The 26,363-nt window shown below is 72.0% G+C and carries 21 protein-coding genes; 14 read left to right on the top strand and 7 right to left on the bottom strand.

All coding sequences use genetic code 11. From position 1 onward, the window contains the following. The first annotated feature begins 57 nt into the window (after window positions 1-57). Genes AB0G52_RS23185 through AB0G52_RS23170 form a run of 4 tightly spaced genes read left to right on the top strand, consistent with a single transcriptional unit; the run spans window position 58 to window position 4,161 of the window. On the top strand, window positions 58-1,038 hold the full coding sequence (locus tag AB0G52_RS23185) for a GNAT family N-acetyltransferase (RefSeq protein ID WP_361338269.1): 981 nt from the start codon (window positions 58-60) through the stop codon (window positions 1,036-1,038). Beyond that, complete coding sequence (locus AB0G52_RS23180) at window positions 1,035-2,336, top strand: ABC transporter substrate-binding protein (protein WP_361338267.1); 1,302 nt, start codon at window positions 1,035-1,037, stop codon at window positions 2,334-2,336. Before AB0G52_RS23185 ends, AB0G52_RS23180 begins: the two co-directional genes overlap by 4 nt. After that, a complete protein-coding gene (locus AB0G52_RS23175) occupies window positions 2,330-3,295 on the top strand; it encodes a sugar ABC transporter permease (RefSeq protein ID WP_361338265.1) in 966 nt (321 codons plus the stop codon). Before AB0G52_RS23180 ends, AB0G52_RS23175 begins: the two co-directional genes overlap by 7 nt. After that, on the top strand, window positions 3,292-4,161 hold the full coding sequence (locus AB0G52_RS23170) for a carbohydrate ABC transporter permease (protein ID WP_132892754.1): 870 nt from the start codon (window positions 3,292-3,294) through the stop codon (window positions 4,159-4,161). The genes AB0G52_RS23175 and AB0G52_RS23170 overlap by 4 nt, the downstream gene beginning before the upstream one ends. Window positions 4,162-4,206: 45 nt before the next feature. Here the strand turns inward: AB0G52_RS23170 and AB0G52_RS23165 are convergent, their stop codons facing one another. Continuing rightward, a complete protein-coding gene (locus tag AB0G52_RS23165; protein ID WP_132892752.1) occupies window positions 4,207-4,815 on the bottom strand; it encodes a GPP34 family phosphoprotein in 609 nt (202 codons plus the stop codon). 222 nt (window positions 4,816-5,037) lie between these two features. On the opposite strand from AB0G52_RS23165, the gene AB0G52_RS23160 reads away from it, so the two are divergent. Next, window positions 5,038-5,901, top strand: a complete 864-nt coding sequence (locus tag AB0G52_RS23160; protein WP_361338263.1) for a PaaX family transcriptional regulator C-terminal domain-containing protein — start codon at window positions 5,038-5,040, stop codon at window positions 5,899-5,901. Here AB0G52_RS23160 and AB0G52_RS23155 read toward each other — a convergent pair. Next, window positions 5,882-6,304 carry a RidA family protein gene (locus AB0G52_RS23155; RefSeq protein WP_361338261.1) on the bottom strand — a complete coding sequence of 141 codons (423 nt, stop codon included), beginning with the start codon at window positions 6,302-6,304 and terminating at the stop codon, window positions 5,882-5,884. The two genes, AB0G52_RS23160 and AB0G52_RS23155, sit on opposite strands and share 20 nt — an antisense overlap. A gap of 158 nt (window positions 6,305-6,462) precedes the next feature. On the opposite strand from AB0G52_RS23155, the gene AB0G52_RS23150 reads away from it, so the two are divergent. The 5 genes from AB0G52_RS23150 (at window position 6,463) to AB0G52_RS23130 (ending at window position 12,790) form a co-directional block, all read left to right on the top strand. Then, the gene (locus tag AB0G52_RS23150) at window positions 6,463-6,942 is read left to right on the top strand and encodes a cupin domain-containing protein (protein ID WP_361338259.1); all 480 of its coding nucleotides are present in this window, start codon (window positions 6,463-6,465) and stop codon (window positions 6,940-6,942) included. After that, window positions 6,939-7,865 carry an acyl-CoA thioesterase domain-containing protein gene (locus tag AB0G52_RS23145; protein ID WP_132892745.1) on the top strand — a complete coding sequence of 309 codons (927 nt, stop codon included), beginning with the start codon at window positions 6,939-6,941 and terminating at the stop codon, window positions 7,863-7,865. Before AB0G52_RS23150 ends, AB0G52_RS23145 begins: the two co-directional genes overlap by 4 nt. A 46-nt stretch (window positions 7,866-7,911) precedes the next feature. Next, window positions 7,912-9,555, top strand: coding sequence for an AMP-binding protein (locus AB0G52_RS23140; RefSeq protein ID WP_361338257.1), 1,644 nt, complete (start codon window positions 7,912-7,914; stop codon window positions 9,553-9,555). Further along, the gene (locus AB0G52_RS23135; RefSeq protein WP_361338256.1) at window positions 9,552-11,939 is read left to right on the top strand and encodes a bifunctional salicylyl-CoA 5-hydroxylase/oxidoreductase; all 2,388 of its coding nucleotides are present in this window, start codon (window positions 9,552-9,554) and stop codon (window positions 11,937-11,939) included. Before AB0G52_RS23140 ends, AB0G52_RS23135 begins: the two co-directional genes overlap by 4 nt. A 329-nt stretch (window positions 11,940-12,268) precedes the next feature. Next, window positions 12,269-12,790: a transglycosylase SLT domain-containing protein gene (locus AB0G52_RS23130; RefSeq protein ID WP_132892740.1), complete on the top strand. Its 522-nt coding sequence runs from the start codon at window positions 12,269-12,271 to the stop codon at window positions 12,788-12,790. Between the two features lie 36 nt (window positions 12,791-12,826). Here AB0G52_RS23130 and AB0G52_RS23125 read toward each other — a convergent pair whose 3' ends face one another. Continuing rightward, window positions 12,827-14,278 (bottom strand): cytosine permease, encoded by a 1,452-nt coding sequence (locus AB0G52_RS23125; RefSeq protein ID WP_132892739.1) that lies wholly within the window; start codon window positions 14,276-14,278, stop codon window positions 12,827-12,829. A gap of 206 nt (window positions 14,279-14,484) precedes the next feature. On the opposite strand from AB0G52_RS23125, the gene AB0G52_RS23120 reads away from it, so the two are divergent. Continuing rightward, window positions 14,485-15,294: a serine hydrolase gene (locus tag AB0G52_RS23120; protein WP_361338254.1), complete on the top strand. Its 810-nt coding sequence runs from the start codon at window positions 14,485-14,487 to the stop codon at window positions 15,292-15,294. A gap of 238 nt (window positions 15,295-15,532) precedes the next feature. Beyond that, window positions 15,533-16,624 (top strand): AI-2E family transporter, encoded by a 1,092-nt coding sequence (locus AB0G52_RS23115; RefSeq protein ID WP_207921894.1) that lies wholly within the window; start codon window positions 15,533-15,535, stop codon window positions 16,622-16,624. A 15-nt stretch (window positions 16,625-16,639) separates the two neighbouring features. On the opposite strand, the gene AB0G52_RS23110 is transcribed toward AB0G52_RS23115, so the two are convergent. Beyond that, a complete protein-coding gene (locus AB0G52_RS23110) occupies window positions 16,640-18,925 on the bottom strand; it encodes a nitrate- and nitrite sensing domain-containing protein (protein ID WP_361338252.1) in 2,286 nt (761 codons plus the stop codon). 349 nt (window positions 18,926-19,274) lie between these two features. Here AB0G52_RS23110 and AB0G52_RS23105 point away from each other — a divergent pair, with 349 nt between their 5' ends. Further along, entirely contained in the window at window positions 19,275-20,459 is a 1,185-nt protein-coding gene (locus tag AB0G52_RS23105; protein ID WP_132892731.1) for a type III polyketide synthase, read from the top strand. 126 nt (window positions 20,460-20,585) lie between these two features. Here the strand turns inward: AB0G52_RS23105 and AB0G52_RS23100 are convergent, their stop codons facing one another. Then, window positions 20,586-22,724, bottom strand: coding sequence for a SpoIIE family protein phosphatase (locus tag AB0G52_RS23100; protein ID WP_361338250.1), 2,139 nt, complete (start codon window positions 22,722-22,724; stop codon window positions 20,586-20,588). A 213-nt stretch (window positions 22,725-22,937) separates the two neighbouring features. Further along, complete coding sequence (locus AB0G52_RS23095; RefSeq protein ID WP_361338249.1) at window positions 22,938-24,275, bottom strand: jacalin-like lectin; 1,338 nt, start codon at window positions 24,273-24,275, stop codon at window positions 22,938-22,940. 439 nt (window positions 24,276-24,714) lie between these two features. Here AB0G52_RS23095 and AB0G52_RS23090 point away from each other — a divergent pair, with 439 nt between their 5' ends. After that, a complete protein-coding gene (locus AB0G52_RS23090) occupies window positions 24,715-25,335 on the top strand; it encodes a lamin tail domain-containing protein (RefSeq protein WP_361338247.1) in 621 nt (206 codons plus the stop codon). A 62-nt stretch (window positions 25,336-25,397) separates the two neighbouring features. Here AB0G52_RS23090 and AB0G52_RS23085 read toward each other — a convergent pair whose 3' ends face one another. After that, window positions 25,398-26,354: a ScbA/BarX family gamma-butyrolactone biosynthesis protein gene (locus AB0G52_RS23085; RefSeq protein WP_132892726.1), complete on the bottom strand. Its 957-nt coding sequence runs from the start codon at window positions 26,352-26,354 to the stop codon at window positions 25,398-25,400. Window positions 26,355-26,363: the final 9 nt, after the last annotated feature.

Below are 26,363 nucleotides of genomic sequence, written 5' to 3'. Positions count from 1 at the left end.
CCCGTCGTCGCCCTGAGACCACGCAGCTCCCCGCTCCCTCGGAAGGACCACCCGTCGATGACCCACCCCACGACGACATCCCGAGTCGGGATCCGCGGCTTCCGGTCGGGCGACGGCCCCCGGCTGGTGGAGGCGTGGGCCCGGAGCGCGCCCGCCGACCCGATCACCGCGGACCGCTTCCGCACCCTGGTGCTGCTCGACCCCAACTTCGACCCGGCCGGACTGCGGATCGCCGCCGACGGCGACCGTGTCCTGGGCGCCGCCTACGCGGTGCGCCGGCTGACCCCGATGTCCGGCACCGACCTGGAGCCCGAACAGGGCTGGATCCCGTTCTTCTTCGTCGCCCCGGACGCCCGTCGCCGCGGCCTCGGCCGCCGCCTGCTGACCGAGGCCCTCGACTGGCTCGCCGGCCAGGGCCGGACCCGGGTGGACTTCTCCTCGTACACCCCGAACTACGTCTTCCCCGGCCTGGACGCCGAGGCCTACCCGGAGGCGGCCGGGCTCCTCGACTCGCTGGGCTTCCGGGCGCTGTACGAGGCGGCGGCGATGCACCGTGCCCTGGTCGGCTACCGCGTCCCGGCCGACGTCCTGCGCCGCGCGGGCGAACTGACCGCCCGTGGCCACCGGTTCGGCACCCCGGCCGACGACGACCTGGTGGATCTCCTCGCCCTCGCCGGCAGCCACTTCGGGCCGGACTGGGCCTGCACCATCAGGGCGTGTCTGACGGCGGGCACCCCGCTCGACCGGATCGTCACCGCACGCGACCCGGCGGGCCGCATGGTCGGCTGGGCGATGCACGGCGCGTTCGACTCGGTGGACGAGCGGTTCGGGCCCATCGGGGTGCTGGAGGAGATGCGGGGCACCGGACTCGGTGAAGTCCTCCTGCACCTGGTCCTGGAGCGGATGCGGGCGCGCCGGGCGCACTCCGCGTGGTTCCTGTGGACCGGCGCGCAGTCCCCGGCCGGGCACCTGTACCGCAAGGCCGGCTTCACCACGACCCGGGTGTTCCGGGTGATGCGCCGGGAAGCCGCCCGGTGAGCCGGGCACCGAGCCGCCGTCACTTCGCGCTCGTCCTGCCCTCGGCGCTGCTCGCCGCCGGCTGCGCCGCACCGTCCCGGGGCACCGGACGGCCCGGCGACCCGATCGTCCTCACCCTGCTCTCCCACTACGCGAGCGGGGCGCTCAAGGAGGCCCTGCGGGGCCCGGTCGACGAGTGGAACGCCACCCACGACCGGGTCAAGGTGGCGACCGAGGCGGTGGAGTTCACGGATCTGCTGACCACGGTCATGGTCCGGCAGGCCGCCGGGCAGGGCGCCGACCTCCTGCACCCGTACTGCCTGTGGAACGGCCAGCTCGTCCGGGCCGGGGTGCTGCGGCCCGCGCCGCCCGGGCACGCCGAGGAGATCCGGCGCGGTTACGGATCCGCCGCGGTCGGTTCCGCCTCGGTGGGCGGCACGGTCTACGGCTATCCCACCGAGATGCAGACCTACGCCCTCTACTACAACAGGCGGCTGCTGCGCGAGGCCGGTGTCGCAGGGCCGCCGCGCACCTGGCGGGAGCTGGAGGACGCGGCCTGCCGCACCGCCCGGCGGGACCGGTACGGCAACACGCTGGTCCAGGGTTTCGGGCTGTCGACCTTCGACGACTCCACCACCGTCGGCCAGACCCTCGCGCTGCTCAACGCCGCCGGCGGGCGGTTCGTCTCGGCGGACGGCAGACGCACCGAGCTCGACTCGGCACCCGGCCGGGCCGTGTTCGACCTGGAGCACCGCCTCGTCACCAGCGGCGCGAGCGACCCCGGTGTCAACGTCTACCAGGCGTTCGCGTCCGGGCAGGTGGCCATGGTGATCAGCGCCGGCTGGTGGACGGCGAACCTCAAGTCGCTGATGGGCACGGCCTACCGCGATGTCGGAGTCGTGCCCGTGCCCCTCCCGGAGACCGGCGGCAGCCGCGCCACCCTCGCCACCGGCTTCATGCTGGGCGTGAACACGGCCGCCCGGCACCCGCGCGAGGCCTGGGAGTTCCTGCGCTGGCTCAACACCGAGAAGGTGCGCGGTGCCACCCGGATGAGTGCCCTTCAGGTGTCGGTCGGCTCGCTGACCGGTCGCGCCGACGACATGCGGACCCTGCTCGGGGCGGCCACCGATCCCAACCTGCGGCCCTTCCGGGACGCGCTCGCCTACGCGGTGCCGGAGCCGAACGTACCGGGCGCGCAGCAGGCCAAGTCGCTGCTGCGCAAGAACATCGAGGCGCTGTGGACCGGCCGGCAGTCCGTCGAGGAGGCCCTGCGCACCACCCGCCGCCAGGTCGACCAGGAGGTGTCCCGGTCATGGTGAACGCCACCCTGGCCCCGCGGCCGGCCGAACCCGCCGCACCCGGCGCCCCCGCCACCCGCACCCGCACCCGCACCCGCGGCCGAGGGCAGCGCCGCCAGACCGTCGTCGCCTATCTCTTCCTGACCCCGGCGCTGCTGTTCTTCGCCGTGTTCCTGGTCCTCCCGCTCGGCTTCGCGCTGCTGCTGTCGACGTCCCGCTGGGCCGGGTTCGACCTCGGTGACATCGAACCGGTGGGGTGGGACAACTTCGCCGCTCTGTTCGCGGCCGGCTCGACGTTCCTGACGCCGGTGCTCACCAACACGCTGCTGTTCGCCCTCGGCACCGTGGTGCTCTCGCTCGCCGGCTCCGTGCTCGTCGCCACCTGCATCGACAAGCTGCGGTTCCAAGGGCTGTGGCGCACCCTGTACTTCCTGCCGATCGTCACGACCGTCGTCGCCGTCGGCAACGTGTGGAAGTACATGTACGAGCCCGGTGGCCTCGTCAACGGCGTCCTCAACGCCCTCGGACTCGGCTCGGTGGCGTTCCTCCAGGACCCGGACACCGCGCTGCCCTCGGTCGTCGTCGTACAGTCCTGGGCCTCCGTCGGCTCGGCGGTCCTCGTCCTGACGGCGGGGCTGAAGTCCGTCCCCGAGACCTACTACGAGGCCGCCGCCCTCGACGGCGCGGGCCCCGGCACGGTCTTCTGGAAGATCACGCTGCCGCTGCTGCGGCCGTCCCTGATGTTCGTGTGCGTCACCCAGTTCCTCACCGGCCTCCAGTCGTTCGCGCTGATCACCGTGATGACCAGGGGCGGACCGGGCGACGCGACCGACGTGGCCGCGCTCGAGATGTACCGGCAGGCGTTCTCCTACGGCGACTGGGGCACCGCGAGCGCCGCCGCCTTCGTGCTGTTCGCGGTGGTCCTCGCCGTCACGCTGGTGCAGTTGTGGCTCTTCCGGCGCACGGGGGAGGAGGCGTGAACCGCCGGCCCTTCCCCTGGCTGTCGTACCTGCTGGTGGTGACCGGCGCGGTCCTCACGGTGGTGCCGTTCGCGGACATGGTGATGACGTCCTTCAAGGGACCGGACGAGGCCGGCACGCTGCCGTACCGGTTCCTGCCCAGGGCGTTCGACCTGTCCAACTACCGGGCGGCGGTCCATCAGCTCGACCTGCCGGTGCTCTTCCGCAACAGCGTCGTCGCCACGACCGTCATCACCGGTTCGGTGCTGCTCACGTCCTCACTGGCGGGCTACGCGCTCGCCAAACTCCGCTTCCCCGGCCGGGACCTGGTCTTCCGCCTGGTGCTGTCGACGATGATGTTCCCGCCGTTCCTGTTCTTCGTCCCGCACTTCCTGATCCTGGTGCACTGGCCGCTGGCGGGCGGCAACGACCTGCTCGGGCGCGGCGGCGCGGGGCTGACCGTGAGCATCGTCGCGCTCGCCGTGCCGTTCCTCGTCAGCAGCTTCGGGATCTTCCTGACGCGCCAGTTCATGATCTCGATCCCGGACGAGGTGCTGGAGGCCGCGCGCATCGACGGCGCCGGCGAGTTCACCGTGTGGTGGCGGATCGTCCTTCCGCAGACCAGGCCGGTCCTGCTCACCCTCGGCCTGCTGACCTTCGTCGACGCCTGGAACGAGTACATCTGGGCGTTGCTCGTGTCGACCGCGAACCCGGACGTGATGACCCTGCCCGTCGGCATCCAGCTCCTGCAGGACTACGTCGACCCGGCCCGCACGATGCCCATCGTCATGGCCGGCCTGGTCCTGAGCACCCTGCCGGTGCTGGTCCTGTTCCTCCTGTTGCAGAAGTACTACGTCCGGGGAGTCATGCTCAGCGGCCTCAAGTGAGCGCCCGCCTCGTGCACTCCCCGGGCCGCACGGGAGCGGCGACCGTCACAGGCCCCGCCAGACGTTGTCGAAGGCCGCGTTCTCGATCTCCCGGCGCTGCCGTACGGCAGCGAGTTCCGTCACGGCGTCGTTCACGGCGGCCACCACCGTGACGGTCGCCTCGGGGGCCGCGCCGACGAGGTCCTCGGCCGCCTCGTCCTGGATCCCGACGGCGGCCGCCAGGGCGGCGAGCACGGGCTCGCCCGACGTCCAGCGTTCGTGGGCCGCGGCGCGCTCCGGCGAGTCTGACGGCTCCGTGCGTCCGGTCGGCAGCGGCAGCCAGCGGCGCCGCTGCTGGGCGACCACCGTGCCGTCCGCCTCCAGTTCGTCGAGGTAGGCGGCGCCCAGGCCGCGCCCGCGGCGCCACAGCCAGTCCTCCACCGACTCGTACGGCGCCTCCTGCCGCAGCGCCGCGGCCGCCTCGTCCAGGAGCCGGTCTCCCGTGCCGCCCTGTGGAGCGGGGACGACGAGATCGCCGTCGAGGGTGACCGCCCCGGCTGCGAGGAGATCGACCAGTTCGGCTCCCGCGAGTGCCAGGGAGAGGTCACCCTGTTCGACTGGCCGGGCGGCGGCGTCGTACACGGTGACGAGGAACAGGTCCCGGGGTGTGGTCATGTCGGACTCCCCAACTGAGGCGGCAGAGACAACGCAGGCACCAGAAGTACCAGAGACACCTGCGACAACCGTGGTACGGATGATGACGATGCCCGGTTCGGGCGCCCCGCAGTCCCCCGCCCTTGGGCCGTACCGGTCACGCCCGCCGTCGGCCGCCCCGCGCGGTAGGCTGCTCGGCGATCAGGAGGGTTCGCAGGTGACGACGGCCGGAGGCGGGAGAGCATGACAGCGCGGGCCGGGTCCTCGTCGTCCGCCGCCGTCGGCGCGGGCGGCCGGGACAGCCGGCTGGGCCCGCTGATCATCACCCTCTTCGCGCTGTACGCGCGCGGTGAGCAGGACTGGCTCTCCGTCGCCTCCGTCATACGTCTCATGGCCGACCTCGGCGTGGAGGGGCAGGCCGTGCGTTCCGCGGTCTCCCGGCTGAAGCGACGCGGGGTGCTGCACGGCGGGCGGCGCGGGGGCGTCGCCGGGTACGCCGTCTCCGAGGGCACGCTGGAGGTGCTGGCGGAGGGCGATGTCCGGATCTTCGAGCGGACCCGGGCCGCGGCCGACGACGGCTGGCTGGTCGTCGTGTTCTCCGTGCCCGAGTCCGAGCGCGACAGGCGCCACGCCCTGCGCACCGCCCTGACCCGGCTGGGGTTCGGCACCGCGGCCCCCGGTGTCTGGGTGGCCCCGGGAATCCTCGCCGAGGAGACCCGCCGCACCCTGCGACGGCTCGAACTGACGCCGTACGTGGACGTCTTCACCGGCGACCACGTGGCCTTCGGTGACCTGTCGGCGAAGGTCCGCGCATGGTGGGACCTCGACGAGCTCGCCGCGCTCTACACGGACTTCCTGGCCCGCTACCGCCCGGTGAGCGAGCGCGCCGCGACCGGCGCCGTCCGTCCCCGGGAGGCGTTCGGGATCTATCTGCCCATGCTCACCGAGTGGCGCAGGCTTCCGTACCGCGACCCCGGCCTGCCGCTCGCCCTGCTGCCGCCGGGCTGGGAGGGCGAGACCGCCGGCGCGCTCTTCGCGGAGCTCGACAGGACGCTCCGGGAGCCCGCGCGCGAACACGCCCTGGCGGTCATCCACAGCCGGGCCTGACCAGCCGTTCCTCCGGGATCACGGCGACGCCCAGGATCTCGATCAGCGCCTCGGGCTGCCAGAGCGCGGTGCAGCCGATACCCGCCATCGCGGGATACACCGGGCCCGCGAGCTCCCGCCACGCCCGGCCGATCTCCTTGCCGTGCGCCTGGTAGTCCGGGATGTCGGTCAGATAGATCGTCACGCTCACCAGGTCCCGCGGTTCGCCGCCTGCCGCGCGCAGCGTGGTGAGCAGGTTGCCGAAGGCCTGGCGGAACTGCTCCACGATCCCACCCGGAACGATCTTCATGTCGGCGTCGAGGGCTGTCTGGCCGCCCAGGTGGAGCGTGTTCCCCGCGAGTGTCCCGTGCGAGTAGCCGCTCGGCGCGGGCAGTTCGGGCGGGTTCACGGCGACGGGCGTCATGGGGCCTCCGGTTCGGTGGTGTCCGGCGCCGGCCGCACGGCCAGCCATGTTGACAATAAATGACGACCGTGAAAGATACGAGATAGGCCGCAGTCCTGTTCCGGCCCCCGGTAGGCCCGCGGAGGTACCGACCAAGCCACGGAAACGGAGCCGATTCCATGGAGCCCGACCCGCGGCGTCAGCCGCAGAGCGACAACGCGCTGTACCGTCCGGCCGACGGGATCGTCGCGCCCGTCGTGACCCGCGCCGGCCTGGAGGACGTCAACACCGCCGACTCGGGCGGCGCCGTCCGCGTGTCGGGCGTCAGCGCCCAGCACACCCCGGCGCGCCGGCTCTGGTACGGCAAGGTCAGCAACGAACCCGGCTACCGCTCGGTCAACCACCACCACGGCGAGGCCGAGACCGGCGGCTACGTCCTGTCGGGCCGGGCCCGTATCTACTTCGGCGAGAGGTTCGAGGACTACGTCGACATGGCGGAGGGCGACTGGGTCTTCGTCCCGCCCTTCATGCCGCACGTCGAGTGCAACCTCTCCCGGACCAGGCCGCTGGTCTGGATGACCACCCGGACCCCGGACAACATCGTGGTGAACCTGCCCGACGTCGCCGACGCCGACCTGCGCGACTGGCTGAACCGGTGAGCGCCACCCCGGCCGCCTCCGCCGCCTCGGCCGCACCGACCTCCGCGATCGTCACGGCGGCCCTCACCCTGAAGCCGGCCCGGCCGGACCACTTCGACCTCGCCTTCACCGCCACCACCCAGCCCTGCCCCTGGCCCAAGGCCTACGGCGGCGACCTCGTCGCCCAGGCCGCCGCCGCGGCGATGCGCTCGGTGACCGACGGCAAGTCCCTGCACTCCATGCACAGTTACTTCCTGCGCCCGGCCGACGTCGGCGCCGAGGTCCGCTACGAGGTGGAGGTACTGCGCGACGGCCGCGGCTACAGCACCCGCCAGGTGCGCGGCTACCAGCACGGCAAGGTGCTCTACGTCTGCCTCGCCAACTTCGCCGCGGGGGAGCCCGGGGCGTCGTTCCACACGGAGTTCGACGAGCAGGTCCCCGGCCCCGAGGGCCTGCCCAGCTCGGCCGAGTACCTCGCCGACCGCACCGGCGGCACCATGACCGCCGAGTCCAGGGCCTACTGGTGCGGCGGCCGCGGCTTCGACATGCGCCATGTCCCCGGCCCCGTCTACCTCACCGTCGACGGCGACCGGCTGCCGCACCAGGCCGTCTGGCTGCGGCCGTTCGACGCGCTGCGCCCCGTCGAGGGACTCACCGACGCCCAGCGCGACCTCGCCGCCCTCGCCTACGTCTGCGACTACACCGTCCTCGAACCCGTCCTGCGGGTCCTCGGCCTCGCCTGGGCCGACCCCGGCCTGGTCACCGCCAGTCTCGACCACGCCATGTGGTTCCACCGTCCGGCGCCGCCGGCCGACTGGCTCCTGTACGCCCAGGAAGCGGTGGCCGCCGACGCGGGCCGCGGCCTGGGCACGGGCCGCTTCTTCACACGCGACCACCGCCACCTGGCCACCGTGGTCCAGGAAGGCATGATCCGCCCCGCCTGAGCCGCCCGCCGGGCGCCGTCGGCGGGCCACCGGAAGGATCCTCGCGTTGTCACTTCCGCTCTCACCCACCTCGCACCTGGACACCTTCGCCCGCGACCACCTCCCGCCCCCCGACCTGTGGCCGGTGATCGAGTTCACCACCCCCGAACTGGCCTGCCCGGCGCGGCTGAACGCGGCGGCCGAACTGATCGACGTGCCCGTCGCGTCGTACGGGCCCGACCGTCCGGCGCTGCGCACCGCGGCCGGCGAGGTGTGGTCGTACGGCGACCTGCGCACCCGCGCCAACCAGGTCGCCCGGGTCCTCACCGAGGATCTGGGCCTGGTGCCGGGCGGCCGTGTGCTGCTGCGCTCGCCCAACACGCCGTGGACGGTGGCCTGCTGGCTCGGAGTCCTGAAGGCGGGCGGGGTGGTGGTGACGACCATGGCCGCGCTGCGGGCCCGGGAGATCGTCCCGATCGCCGAGCGCACCAGACCGTCCGTCGCCCTGGTGGACCACCGCTTCACCGACGAGGTCCGCACCGCCCTGCCCGGCCTGCGCCTGGTCGCGTACGGCGGTCCGGGCGCCGACGACCTGGTGGCCCGGTGCGCCGCCAAGCCGGGCGAGTTCACGAACGTCGACACCGCCGCCGACGACGTGGCACTCCTCGGCCCCACGTCCGGGAGCACCGGTGTCCCGAAGATCACGATGCATTTCCACCGGGACCTCCTGTCGATAGACAACACCTTCGGGCGGCACGTCCTGCGACTGCGCCCGGACGATCTGGTCGCCTGCACCGCGCCGTTCGCCTTCACGTTCGGCCTCGGCATGCTGGTCGTCTTCCCGCTGCGGGCCGGCGCCTGTGCCCTGCTGACGGAGACGGTCGCACCCGCCGGGCTGGCCGACCTCGTCGAGCGGCACGACGTCACCGTGCTGGCGACCGCGCCCACCGCCTACAAGGCGATCGTGCGCGAAGGCGAGGTGCACCGGCTCGCCGGGCTGCGGGCCGCGGTGTCGGCGGGCGAGCACATACCCCTCACGACCTGGCAGGAGCTGAGGGACACCGTCGGACTGCGGGTGATCGACGGCATAGGCGCCACCGAGTTGCTGCACATCTTCATCTCCGCGGCCGGCGACGACATCCGCCCGGGAGCGACCGGCCGGCCGGTGCCCGGGTACCGGGCGACGGTCCTCGGCCTGGACGGCGCGGAGCTGGGCCCCGGTGAGCCGGGGCGGCTGGCGGTGATCGGCCCGGTGGGCTGCCGCTATCTCGACGACAGACGCCAGCAGGACTACGTGGTCGGCGGCTGGAACGTCACCGGGGACATCTTCCACCGGGACGAGGACGGCTACTTCTACTACCACGCGCGCAGCGACAACATGATCGTCTCCTCCGGGTACAACATCGGCGGCCCGGAGGTGGAAGCGGCCATCGACACCCACCCCGACGTGGTGGAGTCGGCGGTCGTGGGCCGCCCCGACGCCGAACGCGGCTCGGTGGTCTGCGCGTTCGTCGTGCTGCGCGAGGGCGTGGCCGGGGACGCGGCGAAGGCCAGGGAGATCCAGGACCACGTCAAGCAGGTCCTGGCGCCCTACAAGTACCCGCGCGAGGTGCGTTTCCACGACGCCCTGCCGCGCAACACCAGCGGCAAGCTCCAGCGCTTCGCCCTGCGCAGGATCATCGACGCCGAGCAGCGAGGGGAACTCCCGTGAGGATCGCGATCGTCGGCGGCGGCCCGGGAGGTCTCTACCTCGCGGCCCTGATGAAACAGCTGGATCCCGCCCATGAGATCACCGTGTGGGAACGCAACGCCCGTGACGACACCTTCGGGTTCGGCGTCGTGTTCTCCGACGAGACCCTCGGCGGTATCGAGAACGCCGACACCGTCTTCAGCGAGGCGATGTCCCGGCGGTTCGCCCGCTGGACGGACATCGACATCCACTACCGGGGCGAGAGCCACACCGTGGGCGGCCAGGGATTCGCCGCGATGAGCCGCAGGGAACTCCTGCACCTGCTCCAGGAGCGCTGCCTGCGGCTCGGCGCCGACCTGCGCTTCTCGACCGCCGCCCCGGAGGTGGCCGCGCTGCGGGCCGGGTACGACCTGGTGGTGGGGGCGGACGGGGTCAACTCCGGTGTGCGCGCGACGTACGCGGACGTGTTCGGGCCGTCGCTGGACCGGCGGCACAGCAAGTACATGTGGCTGGGCACCGACCGGGTCTTCGAGGCCTTCCAGTTCTTCGTCAAGGACACCGAATGGGGGGTGATGCAGGTCCACGGCTACCCGTACTCCGAGACCGGCTCGACCTTCATCGTGGAGATGCACGAGGACGTGTGGCGCCGGGCCGGCTTCGACGCGACCGGGCACACCGCCGTCGGACCCGGGGAGTCGGACGAGCCGGCTGTCGAGCGGATCCGAGAGCTGTTCGCCCCGGAACTGGCCGGGCACGAGGTGTTCGCGAACAACTCGAAGTGGCTGAGCTTCACCACCGTCCGCAACCGGCACTGGCACCACGGCAACCTCGTCCTCCTCGGCGACGCGGCGCACACCGCGCACTTCTCCATCGGCTCCGGCACCAAACTGGCGATGGAGGACGCCCTCGCCCTCGCCGCCTGCCTCCACGAGCACGCCGACGTCGACAGCGCGCTGCGCGCGTACGAGGCCGAGCGGCGGCCGGTGGTGGAGTCCACCCAGCGGGCCGCGCAGGCATCCCTGGAGTGGTTCGAGAACATCGGCATGTACACACGCCAGGAGCCCGTCCAGTTCTGCTTCAACCTGCTGACCCGCTCCCGCCGCATCACCCACGACAACCTGCGCACCCGCGACCCGGAGTTCGCCGACCGCGTCGACGCCGCCTTCGCCGCGGCGCAGGGCCGTGCGGGGACCGTCCCCGCGATGTTCCAGCCGCTGCGCATCGGGCGGCTGGAGCTGAAGAACCGGGTGGTCGTCTCCCCGATGGACATGTACTCCGCCACCGACGGCGTCCCCGGCGACTTCCACCTCGTCCATCTCGGCTCCCGGGCCATGGGCGGCGCGGGCCTGGTCATGACCGAGATGGTGTGCGTGTCACCCGAGGGCCGGATCACCCCCGGCTGCACGGGCCTGTGGAACGACACGCAGCGCGACAGCTGGCAGCGCATCGTCTCCTACGTCCACACCCGCACCACCGCCCGTATCGGCCTCCAGCTCGGCCACTCCGGCCGCAAGGGCTCCACCCGCCTCATGTGGGAAGGCATGGACGAACCCCTCCCCGAGGGCAACTGGGGGACCGTCGGCCCCTCCGCCCTGCCCTACGGCCCCGGCTCACCCACCCCCCGCGAGCTCACCCGCACCGACCTCGACGCGATCACCGCCGAGTTCGTGGCAGCCGCCCGCCGCGGCGCCGACGCGGGCTTCGACCTCCTCGAACTGCACTGCGCCCACGGCTACCTCCTCTCCTCGTTCCTCTCCCCGCTCGCCAACCACCGCACCGACGCGTACGGCGGTCCTCTGGAGAACCGGCTCCGCTACCCCCTGGAGGTCTTCGACGCCGTCCGCGCCGTCTGGCCCGCCGAACGACCCGTCGGCGTGCGGATCTCCGCCACCGACTGGGCCCCGCACGGCACCACCGAACACGACGCGGTCACCATCGCCCGCGCCTTCATCGCCCACGGCGCCGCGGTCATCGACGTCTCCACGGGGCAGGTCACCAAGGACGAACAGCCCGCCTACGGCCGCTCCTACCAGACCCCCTACGCCGACCGCATCCGCCACCAGGCGGCCGCCGGGACCGGCGCCGCCGTCATCGCCGTCGGCGCCATCGCCTCCCCCGACGACGTCAACTCCCTCCTGCTCGCCGGCCGCGCGGACCTCTGCGCCCTGGGCCGCACCCACCTCTACGACCCCCACTGGACCCTGCACGCGGCCGCCGAGCAGGAGTACACGGGTGCCGCGGCCGACTGGCCCGCCCCCTACCGCGCCGGACGCCGCAGACCCCCCACCGCCCGCACCGACGCCGTACGCCCCCGCCTGTCGCTGCTGCGGGGGGACCAGCCGGGGGAGAACGGAGTCCACCTGCGGTGGAAGCCGGTGCCGCAGGGGCTGCCGACGGTGCGCTGACGGGGCTCTGGAGGGCCCCGGAGCGTGATGCCACCCATAGGAGGCAGATCACATCCTATGCGTCGTCGTACCGACGGATGCCACTGAACAGGCCAGAAGTCCTACATATCGGTCATTTCGGCTTGCAGGTACGAAAGCGGGTAGTACGTCACATCTTTGCGTCCGGCCGCAGGCGCCGCTAACCATGGCTGTCGTCGCCGGGAGACAGGCGATGGACCGAGCGGATCACCGCGGGGTCCGTCCCCTCCCGCCGGCAGCACGGGCTCCGCCCACGCCGCCGCTCACAGCGGCCGGCGCCGACGCCGTCCCCCACCGGAGAGTTCCTTCACATGACCCTGATCAACCGCACCCGCATCGCCCGCCTCCGCACCATCGGCCTGACCGGCCTCGCCACCACCGGTGCCGCGGCCGCCGCGCTCACCCTGATGCCGGCGAACGCCCAGGCCGCCGAGGCGACGCAGGTGCACACCGCCACCGCGGCCACGGCCTCCGGTGACACCGGCCGCACCGCCTCCCAGCAGGGCGGCAAGGCCAACAACCTCGACGGCTGGATCAAGCAGTCGCTGCAGATCATGAAGGCCAAGGGCATCCCGGGCAGCTACGAGGGCCTCAAGCGCAACATCATGCGCGAGTCCGGCGGCAACCCCACCGCGCAGAACAACTGGGACGTCAACGCCAAGCAGGGCACCCCGTCCAAGGGCCTGCTCCAGGTCATCGACCCCACCTTCAAGGCCTACCACGTCGCCGGCACCGCGCAGAGCGTCACCGACCCGGTGGCCAACATCACCGCGGCCGCCAACTACGCCGCGCACCGCTACGGCTCCATCGACAACGTCAACTCCGCGTACTGACCTGACGGTCGCGCGCGAGCCGGCCCGGCGGACCCCCTACGGCTCGCGGTGCTCGTGGGCCGCCTGTTCCAGCGCGGCGGCCTCCGCCTCGGCGATCCGGGTCTCCTCCGCGACGTCGATCGACCGGGTGAGCGCCCAGTACAGCACCGCCGACACCGGCAACCCGATGAACAGCGAGATGTCCGCGCCGCCCAGAGCCCGGGCGGCGGGTCCGACATAGAGCGTGCCGACGGAGAAGAACGGGATCATCACGGCGAACCCGACCAGGTAGGAGATGATCCCCTGCCAGCCCCAGCGGCCGTAGATGCCGTCGGGTTTGAAGATCTCGGCGATGGCGTAGTGGCCCCGGCGCACCACGTAGTAGTCCATGAGGTTCACCGAGGTCCACGGGATGAACAGGTAGAGCACCAGCAGCAGGAAGTTGTTGAAGTTCGTCAGGAAGTTCGCCGTCGCCGCCAGCGCTCCGATCAGGGAGAGCACCGCCGTCACGATCAGGGTGGCCAGCCGCACCCCCAGCGTCGGACGGACCCGTCTGAAGGAGTCCAGGGCGCTGATGAGGGTGAGCGAGCCGCCGTACATGTTCAACGCGGTGACCGAGATCAGGCCCAGCGCGGCGAACAGCAGCACGACCGCGCCGAAGCCGTCGAAGATCTTGTCACCGGCGGCGTTGATGGAGCGGATCGTGTCGAAGCTGTCGCCTGCCCAGGCCGCCAGCAGCGTGCCGAGCACCATCAGCCAGATTCCGCCGAGCGCCGACCCGAAGTAGGTCCAGTAGAACGTCTTGCGGACGGTCACGTCCGGCGGCAGGTAGCGCGAGTAGTCCGAGACGTAGATGGCCCAGCTGATCTGGTAACCGGCGACCACGCCGAACTGCGCCAGGAACGGCGTGGCCCGGAAGGCGCCGAGGTCGAAGGAGCCCGCCGGGTAGTGCAGGGTGACCAGCACACCGACGGTGAAGATCCCGAAGATCACCAGGAAGGCGTACGTCAGGAACTGCTCGGCCTTGTGGATGATGTCGTAACCCACCAGCGCCACGACCAGGCCGATCGCGGTGACCACGACCACCCACAGCTTCACCCCGCCGTGCAGCGTGGCGTGCAGGGACTCACCGGCCAGGATGGTGTTGAACACGTTGAAGCCCGCGTACTGCACGTACGCGAACAGCCACACCAGCAGCGCACCGACGTAGCCGAACTGCGGTCGCGACTGGATCATCTGCGGCAGGCCGAGCTGCGGGCCCTGCGCCGAGTGGAACGCCATGAAGAACGTGCCGATCAGGGTGCCCGCGACGATCGCCAGCAACGACCAGATCAGGTTGCCGCCCTCCGTGATGCTGATCAGCCCCACGGCCAGGGTGGCGATCTGCGCGTTGGACATGAACCACAGCGGGCCCAGGTGCCACAGCTTGCCGTGCCGCTCGTCCAGCGGCACGTAGTCGATGGACCGCACCTCCAGGCCGCTGACCCGCGGTTCCGCCGATGTGCTCATGGCACCTCCCAGGGGCTGGTCCGCCGCTCCTTTCACATTCTTCCCCCGGACAGCTCCGGATGAGGCCTGGGGGAGTCCGGTTCCGTTCCTGTCGTCCTGCTCACAAACAGGTGGCGCCGTGGCGGCGGTCATGTCGCGGCCCCGGGTCCTCTGTCTACGTTCGCAGTCCTGTGTCCCTCCGATCCGAACTGCCGAGGCGCTCCGCGATGCTCAACCGAACCCTGTCCGTCCTGGTCACCGTGGTCACCCTGCTCGCCGCAGCCGCACCGGCGGCCCTGGCGTCGGGCACCGGGACCGGCTCCGGAACCGCCGACTTCCGCACCACGGTGCGGGCGCAGGGCGCGTCGCGGGTCACCGCCGCGGTCCTCGACCTCGACGGCACGGACCGGGACCCCGCCCTCTACGGTGACGACGCGGCGTACGACACGGCCAGCATCGTCAAGGTCGACATCCTCGCCGCGCTGCTGCTGCACGCCCGGGACGACCACCGCGACCTCACCGCACGGGAGAGCGCCCAGGCGGAGGCGATGATCCGCACCAGCGACAACGCCGCCGCCGACGCGCTGTGGCGGACCATCGGCCGGGCCCCCGGTCTGGAGGCGGCCAACAAACGGCTGGGCCTGACCTCGACCACGGGCGGCCCGGACGGCAGGTGGGGGCTGACCCGGACCACGGCGGGGGACCAGATACGGCTGCTGCGCGCGATCTTCGGCACCGGCTCGACGCCCCTCGACGAGCCGTCCCGGAGCCGTATCCGCACCCTGATGACCCAGATCGCCGACGAGCAGTCCTGGGGCGTCTCCGCCGCCGCCGACACCGAGTGGGCGCTGAAGAACGGCTGGCTCATGCGCACCACCACCGGCCTGTGGGACATCAACAGCGTCGGCCGCGTCACCGCCGGCGGACACCACTACCTCGTCGCCGTCCTCTCCGACGGCAACACGTCGATGCCGGACGGCGTCCACCTGGTGGAACGCGCGGCCCGCACAGCCGTCACGACGGCCGCGGCGCACTGACCCGTCCGGTCGGGCCACCGGCGGGACGCGGCGGCCCGCGCGGCCGGGGTCGGTGGTGGCGGCGGGGCGGCGCGCACTGACCCCCTTGGCGCAGTGGACGCCGCTCGGTGTCCGGATTGCCCCTAACGTGCTGTGCAGGCGGAGGTCGGCAACGGGAGGCGCGGTGGCGGGTGCGGGCGGGCGGGGCCGGGTGGGCCGGGCGCGCGGCACGGCGCCGGGCAGCCGGGCCGCGCGCGCCGTGTGGATCCCGAAGCGGGCGCGCGACCCGCGCGCCACCGCCTCCGTCAGCGCGGTCGTCGTGCCCGCCCTGCGGATCGCCGCCGCGTACGCCTGGCGGCTCATCGTGGTCGGCGTCGTCGTCTACGGCGTCTTCAGCGTCCTCGGCCGTTTCCAGCTGATCGCCACGGCCCTGTTCCTGGCCCTGGTCGTCACCTCGGTGCTGCGCCCGCTCGCCGACCTGCTCGGCAGGTGGCTGCCCAGACCGCTGGCCGTGGCCGTCAGCCTGGTCGGCAGCATCCTCGTGCTCTGCGGACTGCTGGCCCTGGTCGGCAACGCGGTCGCCGAGGAGTCGACGACGCTCGCCGACGAGTTCCGCGGCGGCATCCACCGTATCGAGGTCTGGCTCCAGCGCCCGCCCTTCCGGCTCGGCCCGGGCGCCCTGTCGCATCTGCAACAGGAGATCGTCAACTATGTCCAGGCGCACCGCGCCAACCTGGTCAACAGTGCGGTCAGCGGCTTGGGCACACTGGTCGAACTGGTCACCGGCGTCGCGCTCGCGCTCTTCGCCTCGGTCTTCTTCATCCACTCGGGCGAACGGCTGTGGGCCTGGGCCAGCAGCGAACTGCTGCCCGTCGGCGCCCGCCCCGCCTGGGACCGGGCGGGCCGGGCGGCCTGGCGGACGTTCGCCGGATACACCCGCGGCATCATCATCGTGGCCGCCACCAACGCCGTACTCGTCGGCATCGCCCTGCTCGTGCTGCGGGTGCCGCTCGCCCTGCCGCTCACGCTGCTGGAGTTCTTCGCCGCGTTCGTCCCGCTGGTGGGCTCACCGGTCGCGCTGGGCGTGGCCACCGTGGTCGCCCTCGCCGGGCGCGGCCCCCTCACGGCCGCCGCCGTCCTGGTGCTGATCGTCGTCATCGGCCAACTGGAGGGGCATCTGCTGCACCCCCTGGTGATGAGCTGGGCGGTACGCCTGCACCCTCTCGTCGTGGCCGTGTCCGTCATCGCGGGCAGCATCGTCGCGGGGGTGATCGGGGCGGTGGTGGCCGTGCCGTTCATCTCGGTGATCTGGGCGGTGACGCGGGCCCTGCGCCCCGAGCCACCCCCCTGATCACCGTCCCGCGCCTCAGTCCTTCTCGGCGCGTCCCCGGCTCCGCCTCGGGACACGCCGGGGGAGGCCGGGCGGACGGCCGGCCGACCCGGGCTCGCCGCTCGCAGACGGTGCCTCGGCGGCGCCGGCCGCCGGAGCCGTCCCGGACCGTCCGCTCGGTGCCGCGGCGGGGCTCGGCACCACGATGCCGTCGTCCCACGCCTCGTGCGCCGCGAACGGGTCGGCGGGTGCCTGCGCGAGCAGGGCGTCGAGCGCGGACGAGGCGCGTGCCTTGACGGTCGCCAGGGCCAGCGTGTCGGCGTCGGACTCGGGACCGCTGTGCCAGGTGACGGTGGCGGGGAGCATGACGAGCGAGGTCGTGCCGGACTCGCCGGCGGCCGGGCGCAACTGCACCCGGATGCCGTGCCGGTCGGCCAGCCGGCCCACCACGAACAGGCCCATGTGCTGGTAGACGTCCGCGTCGGCGGTCGGCGGGTTGGCCAGCTTGTGGTTGATCCCCGCGAAGTCCTCCGGCATCAGACCGATGCCCTTGTCATGGATCTCGACCATGATGCGGGCGTCCGGCAGCCGGGTCGCCGTGACCCGGACCGTCGAGCGCGGCGACGAGAAGGCGGTGGCGTTCTCCAGCAGCTCCGCGAGCAGATGCACGAGGTCGGTGACGGCACGCCCGTGGACCTCGGCCTCCGGGACGCCCGCCAGCTCGATCCGCTCGTACTGCTCCACCTCGGAGGCGGCCGCCCGGATCACGTCGACCAGCGGCAGCGGGTGGTCCCACTGCTGGGTGGGCCGCTCGCCGCCGAGCACCAGGAGGTTCTCGCCGTTGCGGCGGACCCGGGTGGCCAGGTGGTCGAGGCGGAACAGGTTGGCCAGCTGCTCGGGGTCGGCCTCGCGCTCCTCCAGGTCGGTGATCATGGCGAGCTGACGCTCGATCAGCGACTGGTTGCGGCGCGACAGGTTGGTGAAGATCGTGTTGATGTTGCCGCGCAGCAGGGCCTGTTCGGCGGCGAGCCGGACCGCCTCCCGGTGCACGTGGTCGAAGGCCCGCGCGACCTCGCCGATCTCGTCGGTGGTGGTGATCGGGATCGGTGTCACCTTGGTGTCCACCTGACCGGGCACGGCCTGGGACAGCTGGTTGATGACCGCCGGGAGGCGCTGTTCGGCGATCTCGATCGCCGAGGCGCTGAGCCGCCGCATCCCACGGCTCATGGAACGGGCCACCCAGGCAGCGAGCAGGAACGCCGCGAGGACGGCGCTGAGCGCGAGCGCGCCGTTCGTGATCGCGCCCCGGCGGGCCTTGCCGGCGATGCTGCGGGCGTCGGCGAGCGCCGTGTCGGTGAGGTGGATCTCGATCCCCCGGTAGGCGTCGAAGACCAGCGCGTGCGCGGCGAAGAACGACTCGGGTGTGATGCCCTCGGCGGCCAGCTCCTGCGTCGACTTCCCGCCGGCGATCTCACTGATCATCGTGGCCCGGTCCGGCGGTGCCACGAACGTCCGGCCCACGGCCTTCGCCTCCTGGGCCGCCTTGGCCGTCTGCGCCGCCCCCTTCTTCTGCGCGTCGGCCAGCGCGACCCGCAGCCGGGTCATGTCCCCGGTGGTGCCGGCGCCCGCGTACTCCTGCAGGCCGACCTGCTCCAGGTAGGCGTAGGAACTGAACGAGGACAGCTGGTTCTGGAGTTCGCCCGGCCCGAGCGCCGTGCGGTCCTCCACCAGCAGATGCGTGCCGATGGAACGCACCAGGGACTCGGCGGCCTGGGTCAGGGACACGGCGTAGAGGGTGCGTCCGAAGCTCGCCTGGTTGTCGCTGCCGAAGCCGAGTTCGTTGGAGATCTCCATCAGCGGGTGCTGGACGGCGTGATAGCTCTCCTCCGTCTGCACGCCGGTCAGTTTGGCCGTGAACGCGGCGGCACGTACCGTCGGCAGCTGCTTCTCGCCCTCCCGCACCAGGGCGATCCGCCGGTCCAGGCCCGCCGTCCGGGGTGCCCGCGCCACCGCCCGGTCGAAGGCCTGAGCGTCGGCGTCGGTGACCTTGCGCGCAGCCAGCACGGCGGGTTCGTTCCGCTTGCCCTCCAGGAGCGGGATCACCGACACGTCCCGCTCGTTGATCGCGTCGCTGGCGTAGGCGTTCGCCGCCTGCACCAACTCCGCCACGCGTACCGCGTCGTTGGCGTCGCGCAGAGTGTCCACCGAGTTCTTCACCCGGATGCCGCCGAGCCCGAGGGCGACCAGCACGGGGATGAGCAGAATGGCCTGGAGGCGTCTTGCGACGCGCCAATTGCCGGTCAGGGGTCTGAGCTTGGACAAGATCGTCCCATTTCACAACAGGGAGGGTGCGCGGGACCGTTCGGGGCCCGACGTTCTGTGGCCATGTTCTAACACCCAGCGATCTGCTTCGAGCAGTGTTTGAGTGAAGCGGTTTCCCTGAAGTGGTACAAATCTCAATTAAAACCATCGGTGGTCAGCGCATGTACCACAGGTCGGTGACGACTTCGCGGGTGCCGCGTGCGATCGATTATGCCGCCAGCGCTTGCCGACCCCCAACGGCGCGCTGTCGCAGGGTTCGTGACGGACCGAGGCTTGACCTGCTCTCCCGAATCAGGCAGATTTCAGACACTTGACGCCATCCGGGGGTTTCCTGAGAAAGAGGCGTGCTATGGGCGCCTGTCTGTGTCCTCCTGCCGTAGTGCACGGCGAACACGCCGTGCGGACCGACGAGATCCTGGCGGAGGTGCGCGACCGGCACCCGCGGGCGCCGTGGCTGTCGCGCATCGACGGCATCGCCGCGAGTACCGGCATCGCCACCCGGGGGTGGATGCTGCCACTGGCGGCGGCCGCCGCACCCGGCGCCGGGACGGGTCTGCGAACTCCGGGCCCCGGCCCGGCGCGTGAGGCACTGGCCCGCAGCGGGTTCACCGACGCGGAGGTGGACCGGGCGATCGCCGCGCTGGAGGCGGTACCGGCGCCGCAGACCATCCAGGAGCGCACCGCGCCGGCTTGGGCCGCCGTGCAGACGTACGGGGAGCGCGCGGCACGCGAGGCCCTGCGAAGCGCCGGACTGGACACCGGCGACGTCGACTGCGTGATCACCAGCCACTCCACCACCCCGGCCCTGCCGGGGCTGGACCTGTCCCTGCTCAACCGCCTCCCGCTGCGCGACGACGTGCTGTTGCTGCCGGCCACGCAGTGGGCCTGCATCGCCGGCACCCGGTCGCTGGCGCTGGCGGCCGACCTGGTCGCCGCGGAGCCCGACCGGGTGGTGCTGGTCGTGATATCGGAGGCGCTGAGCACCACCTACCAGCCCGCCGACGACACGCTCGAATCGCTGATCGTACGACTGCTGTTCGCGGACACCGCCGTCGCCGTCGTGGTCACCGGGCGCCCCCGGGCCGAGTCGGTCCTGCGACTGGACGCGGTCTGGCACCACACCCTGTCCGACACCACCGACCTCCACCGGCTGGACACCCGCGCCGACGGCACGCACTTCGTGATGGACCGCCGTGGGCCCCGTGCCGTGCAGCGGACGGTCGCCGGGATGTGGAGGTGGCTGCGCGAGCGCCACCAGGACGATGCCCGGCCCTGGCATCCCGACCTGCTGCTCGCGCACCCCGGCGGAACACGGGTGCTGGAGTACATGGAGGAGACGATGCCCGACGGGTGGCCGGCCGGGCTGCTGGCCCACAGCCGGGACAGCTACACCACGGGCAACCGCGGCGGCGCCGCCGTGCTCGACATCCTGCGGCGCGCGTACGACGCGGGCCAGAAGGCAGGCAGCCGTACGGTGTTGTACGCCGCCGCGCCCGGCCTGACCGCGACCGCTGTCGAGGGGGAGTGGCTGTAACCGCCGACCGCCGACCGCCGACCGCCGACCGCCGACCGCCGACCGCCGACCGCCGACCGGCACTGCCCTTGTCCCGGCCGCTCCGCCGCGGCCGGAATGCCGTCACCCAGCGAGTCGGCCCGGGCGTCAGGTCTCCAGTTCCGCCCAGACGGCCTTGCCGGTGTCGGTCCACCGCACCCCCCAGCGGGTGGTGAGCTTGTGGACGACGTGCAGTCCCCGCCCGTCGTCGTCGAGGGGTTCACCGCGGCGCAGCCGGGGCCGGCCGTTGCCGTTGTCCGCGACCTCGCACGACAGCCGTCCCCGTGACTTCACCAGCCGCACGGTGACCGGCCCGGTGCCGAACCGGACGGCGTTGGCGACCAGTTCGCTGAGCACGAGCAGGGCGTCGTCCCGGGCGTGGCCGGTGGTGTGCCACCGCCGCAGGAGAGGGGAGACCAGGGCACGGGCGTGCCCGGCCGTGTCCTCGCGGGCCGGCAGGTGCCAGGTGGCGGTGTCCCGGCCGCGGCGGCCGGCCATCCGGGCCAGGAGCAGGGTCACGTCGTCGCGCAGGTGCCCCCGCGGCGCCAGACCGGCCACCACGCGGCGCGCGGCCTGTTGCAGGTCGTCCCAGGGGTGCACCTCGCGCACCAGGTCGGTCAGCCGGCCGATGCCCTCGTCGATGGAGGCGGCCGGATCCTCCACCAGGCCGTCGGTGTAGAGGACGAGGAGCGACCCGGGCGGCACGGCGAACTCGTGCACCTCGAACGGCTCCCGCACCACGAACTCGGCACCCAGCGCCGGGTGCGGCTGGCCCGCGACGGTCGTGGCGGACCCGTCGGGACGGACGAGGACGGGGGGCAGGTGGCCGGCGTTGGAGAGCTCCACCCGGTGGTCCACCGGATCGTAGACCGCGATGCAGCACGTCGAACCGAGCGCGCTGTATCCGGCGGCCAGGCCCGCGTCCGTGTCGTCCAGCAACGTGACCGTCTCGTCCAGACGCTCCAGCACCTCCCCGGGACCCAGCCCCGCCGACAGCAGGGCACGGGCCTCCATGCTCAGCTGCCCCATGGCCGCCGCGGCCCCCAGACCGTGTCCCACGACGTCACCGACCACCAGCGCGGTACGGTCGCCCGGCAGCGGAAAGCTGTTCACCCAGTCGCCGCCGACGCCCGCACTGTCGGGTGTGGTGGGCTCGTAGACACTGGCCACCTCGATGGTGTCGCTGCCCGCCCGCGGCAGCAGCCGGCGCTGCAGCGCCAGCACCTGGGCGTGCTCCCGCTGGTGCTGGCGGGCGAGGTCGACGTGCCGGGCGGTCTTGGCCACGAGTTCCTGCAGGTCGAGCAGCTCCCCGTCGCCGAAGGGCCGGTCCGGGCGCCGCCAGATCTCCGTCACCCCGAGCACGATGGGACCCGGCGTGCCGCCCGGTCCTTCCACGACCAGCGGGATGCAGGCGACGCTGACCGGGCGGTCGCCGGGTACCAGGGCGCGCACCAGCCGCACGTCCTCGAGGGCCTGTTCGATCGCCCTACGGTCGGAGATGACGACGGCCTGCGGGACGTCGTCACGCATGACCGCACCGGCCAGCAGGCGGCTGGCCTCGCGGGGCAGGTTGTCGCCGGGGGTCAGATAACCGTCGGGCCAGGCCCGGTCCGGCGCCAGGGCCGCCCGCCGTAGCCGGATGCGCTCGTGCGTCTGCTCGGTGACCGCCTCGCCGGTCCACACGGCGTAGTCGAGGTCGACGGCGGCCACGTCCCCCCAGGCCAGCAGGGACTGGGCGAGGGACTGGGCGGTCTCCCCGATGTCGAGGGACGTCCCGATCGCGGCGGCCGAAGCGTACAGGTGCAGTCGCTTGGCCATCGCGATCAGGGAGACGGTCAGACCCTCGTGCGGCGGCGCGGCGGGCAGGATGCTCATCGAGACGACCAGCTCGGTGCCGTCGTCCCGCCGCAGCCGCTGGACCCGCGCGACGTGCGCCTCCCGGGTCTCCAGGACCCTCCGCAGCCGCTGCGTGACCGTCGGTACGTCCCCGGCCGGCAGCAGCTCCGCGAAAGGGGCCCCGGTCCTGGCACTCACCCCCGCGAAGGGGGCGGCGTCCAGGTTGCACCCGGTGATCCTCAGCTCCGCGTCGAGGCTGACCACGCCGAGGATCTGCTCCCGGCCGTCGCCCTCCCCGCCGGTTCCCGAGGACCGCGTCACCGGCGGTCCGGCCCTCGGAACGTAGTCCGCCAGGGCGCCGCTGACCAGGTCGAACGGCGAACCGGCGGAAGACGAGGAGTGGGGGTCCATGCAGCTCACGCAGCTCGCTGACTCCGGCGCAGGCCGGACGGTGTTCCCGAGTCCACGCGGCCGGGCCCCGAGATCCCGCACCGCACATCTCATGGGTAGCACAGATACCCTGTCCACCGTAGAGGTAAAAAGAAGGCAAAGGACCCACGGGCAAGGTATGACCGATGCGCGGCCGGCGAACCCCGGTGGTGTCCGCCGGCCGGCCCGGTGCGGTCAGCGCTTGGTGTAGATGAAGCCGACCTTGTCGAGCTCGTCGCCGGAGCGGCCGTGGAAGCCGGCGATCTGCCAGCCGGACGGGGCGGTGCGGGTCACGCAGTCCGAGGTCGTCGTACCGCCGGCGAGGGTGCGGCCCAGGTTGGTGGTGAACTTCGCGGAGAAGATGCGGGTGGTGTTGTTGTACTTGCCCTCGCACAGGTTCGCCGTCGTCACGTACTCGTTGCTGCCCAGCGTCAGCGAGGACGCCGTGCCGCCGGTGCCGCCGTGGGTCAGCGCCGTACCGTCGGCGAGGGTGATGCCGACCTGGTCGACGCGGGAGCCGGAGCGCAGCGAGACGGTCGTGGCACGGGCGCCGGCGGCCACCTTGTCGATGTCCTGGTAGTAGTCGCCGTGCGGACCGCCGAACTGGTCGCTCAGCTGGAAGTCGGAGTTCTGCGACCAGGAGAAGCCGACCGTGATCGGGTCGTGGTCGGAGAGCATCAGGCCGTCGCCGGTGAGGAACTTGGCGTGCTCGTTGTTGTACGAGGTGGCCTTCAGGTTCACCAGCTTGCTGCCGCGGTACAGGACCTTGTCCACGACCTCGCAGGTGTTGGGCACGGTCGCCCCGGACTGGTCGCAGACCAGCGCGTCGCTGCCCTTGGCCGGCGCGCTGCCGCCGCGGATCAGCTGCACCCAGGCGTCGGTGAGCCCGTTGGCCGAGGCGAACTCCGCGATGGTGTCGGCGGAGCGGGTGTAGCGGGTGTTGGTGTCACCCATCACCACGACCGCGTTGCCGGCCGAGTGCGTGCTGATGAAGGAGGTCAGCTGGTCGAGGTTGGCGGCCCGGGAGGCCTCGTCGCCGTCGTTCGTGCCCGCGTTGGTGTGCAGGTTGTAGAAGTCGACGTAGACCCCCTCGGCGAGCCGCTCGCGCATGAAGGTGAAGCCCTTCGGCGTGAGGCAGTCGCCCGAGTCGATCTGGCAGGAGTTCCAGCCGACGCGCTCGAAGTCGTCGCCGTCCCAGGCGTAGTTCGAGACGGTGTTGAGTCCGCTGCCGATGCCCGCGCCGCCGCTGGTCGCCGTGCGGTACGGGTGGGTGTCGGTGGCGTAGAGGTACGCGTGGTAGTTGAAGTCCTCCTCGACGTTGACGATGTCGTACGGCGCGATCCGCCGGCCGATCTCCGTGGTGCTGGGGTCGCGCGGCGTGGGTGCGCTCGACAGACCTTGGGGAAGCCCGGCGACGTTGTACGTGAGCACGCTGAACGTGCCCGAGCCGGCCGCCGCGGCCGGGGTGGCCGTCGCCGTGAGCCCGCCGAGGGTGGCGACCGCGGCCGCCAGGCAGGCAACGAGTCTGCGCATGGGGTGTCTCCTACGGGGAGGGGTGCGCTGAAGGTTGTGGGCATGCCAAAAGGCAAGGCAAAACGTAGCGGTAAACGCTTTCTCCGCACCCCGTCGACGACCCATGAATCGGCGAATTCCACGTGACGCCGAGAAGGTCGACTTCGGTATGGCCGGAGAGGTGGCTGTTACTCACTTTCGGGTGACGTGCCCTCTGCTGTCGGGGTGCGTTGTGATGTCCCGGGGGTGCTCGTGGCCTTTGCCTGCGGGGTTTTCACTCCCTTTGAGACGTCAATTCCGTACATTCACCCTTTAAATGCATCGTGCATCTTAGAGTCATGACAAAGTGTCGGATCCGTAATGGGTCAGGTGTGTGTCCCACATCACCATCGGCAGAGTTGCAGGGTGTGAGTGCGCGGCCGCCCGGCCGCCAGCCCGCACACCCTGCAAGGGGGACTCAGTGTCCGATTCCGTTACCGTGACCGCCCGCCGTCTCGGCTCCGCCACCGCCGTCGCGGCCGCCCTGGTGGGAGCGCTGGCCCTGCCGGCCGCCGCTGCCACCCCGCACCGCGGCCAGGTCGTCATCAGCGCCGTACAGCACGAGGTCCAAGGCCGTGAGGTCCATTCCAACCGCGCCCTGAACCGGGAGTGGGTGGACGTCACCAACACCACCCGCCGGGACGTCAACCTCAGCGGCTGGACGCTGGCCGACGCGTCGGGCCGCACCTACACCTTCCACCACTACCGGCTGGCCGGCCGTGCCACGGTCCGTGTCCACACCGGAGTGGGCCGCGACACCGACAAGGACCTGTACCAGGACCGGCGTGACTCCGTGTGGAACCGCAACGCCGACACCGTCATCCTGCGGGACGACCACCGGGACCTCGTCGACTCCGTCACCTGGGGCCACCGCCACCGCGACGCGGGCGGTGGTGAGCACCGCGGGGACGAGCGGGGCGGGAATCACCGCGGGGACGAGCGGGGCGGGAACCACCGCGGGGACGAGCGGGGCGGGAACCACCGCGGGGACGAGCGCGGCGGGAACCACCGCGGCGACGACGGTCGGCACATGCGCCGCTGACCCCGCACGTCGGCGGCGGCCCGCGCAGCCCTGCCGGGGGTGTGCGGGCCGCCGTGCCGTGGTCACCCCTGGACGACGGGTCCGCTCACGGTGGACGCGAAGACGGTCTCGCCGTCCTGCCGGCCGACGACCGTCACGGTCGCCGTGCCGTCGCCGTGGGACGTCACACTCGTCACGTCGATCCAGCAGGGGCTGTCGAGTTCGACGTAGCGGTGGAACTCCGTGGACGTGCTCGCCGGTATCAGCGTGCGCGGCGCCAGCCGGGCGCAGGCCGCCTGCCGGGCTCCTTCCAGCAGCACCATGCCGGGCAGGTGGTCGCCGCCGTGGTCGAACAGGATCGGGTGCCCGAGGTCCGGGGTGAGCAGCCAGCGGTCCGGTTCGCCGGTGGGCGTGAGCACCACGTCGGCGGGGGAGGTGCGGCCCACCACGGACGGCGCCATCCGTTCGGCCGCGGCCACGGTCTCCTCCGAAGTCCCGCCTCCGCCCGGCCGGTTGGCGCGCAGCCGGGTGTAGACGGACGGACTGACGATGGAGTAGAGCCCGTCCCCGTGGGCCACCGGTCTCCCGTCCCTGTACAGCGCGAACCGGATGCCCATCCGGCGCCCGGACGTCCTGCCGCGCGGCGCGGCGTCCGGGCAGGTCACCTCCAGGTCGAAGTCCGTGGGGCGGGAGGAGATGCGCAGTTGCTCCAGGTCGGTGTGGCAGCTGAGCGACCACAGCACGAAGTGATGGCCGAGCGGTATCCCGTGCTCCGCGTGCGTCACGAACATGCCGGCCTGTCGAAACGTCTCTGCGGCCTGCAGCGGGTCGTGACTCGAACCATCGGCGCTGTTGAAGAACGTGTGGGCGCGCGGCCACTGTCCGGTGAGCGAGAACCGCACTCCCTCGTCCTGGGCGGTACAACCGCTGAGGAACACCTCGGCGAGGGACGCCCGGTGGACGTACTCCTTCGGGACCGTGGTGGTCAGTCGGGGCAGTGCGGGCAGACCGACTCCGATCTCGCTGGCGGACAGGCTCATTGACGACCC

The sequence above is a fragment of the Streptomyces sp. NPDC021562 genome (assembly GCF_040640875.1).
Lineage (GTDB): Bacteria > Actinomycetota > Actinomycetes > Streptomycetales > Streptomycetaceae > Streptomyces.
The sequence above is the reverse complement of the archived record's forward strand: the minus strand, read 5'-3'. Positions and strand labels throughout refer to the sequence as shown.

Coding starts and splice junctions, on each gene's coding strand:
- AB0G52_RS23185 (WP_361338269.1), top strand. CDS start 58: ATGACCCACCCCACGACGACATCCCGAGTCGGGATCCGCGGCTTCCGG.
- AB0G52_RS23175 (WP_361338265.1), top strand. CDS start 2,330: ATGGTGAACGCCACCCTGGCCCCGCGGCCGGCCGAACCCGCCGCACCC.
- AB0G52_RS23165 (WP_132892752.1), bottom strand. CDS start 4,815: ATGACCACACCCCGGGACCTGTTCCTCGTCACCGTGTACGACGCCGCC.
- AB0G52_RS23160 (WP_361338263.1), top strand. CDS start 5,038: ATGACAGCGCGGGCCGGGTCCTCGTCGTCCGCCGCCGTCGGCGCGGGC.
- AB0G52_RS23155 (WP_361338261.1), bottom strand. CDS start 6,304: ATGACGCCCGTCGCCGTGAACCCGCCCGAACTGCCCGCGCCGAGCGGC.
- AB0G52_RS23150 (WP_361338259.1), top strand. CDS start 6,463: ATGGAGCCCGACCCGCGGCGTCAGCCGCAGAGCGACAACGCGCTGTAC.
- AB0G52_RS23130 (WP_132892740.1), top strand. CDS start 12,269: ATGACCCTGATCAACCGCACCCGCATCGCCCGCCTCCGCACCATCGGC.
- AB0G52_RS23125 (WP_132892739.1), bottom strand. CDS start 14,278: ATGAGCACATCGGCGGAACCGCGGGTCAGCGGCCTGGAGGTGCGGTCC.
- AB0G52_RS23120 (WP_361338254.1), top strand. CDS start 14,485: ATGCTCAACCGAACCCTGTCCGTCCTGGTCACCGTGGTCACCCTGCTC.
- AB0G52_RS23105 (WP_132892731.1), top strand. CDS start 19,275: ATGGGCGCCTGTCTGTGTCCTCCTGCCGTAGTGCACGGCGAACACGCC.
- AB0G52_RS23100 (WP_361338250.1), bottom strand. CDS start 22,724: ATGGACCCCCACTCCTCGTCTTCCGCCGGTTCGCCGTTCGACCTGGTC.
- AB0G52_RS23095 (WP_361338249.1), bottom strand. CDS start 24,275: ATGCGCAGACTCGTTGCCTGCCTGGCGGCCGCGGTCGCCACCCTCGGC.
- AB0G52_RS23085 (WP_132892726.1), bottom strand. CDS start 26,354: ATGAGCCTGTCCGCCAGCGAGATCGGAGTCGGTCTGCCCGCACTGCCC.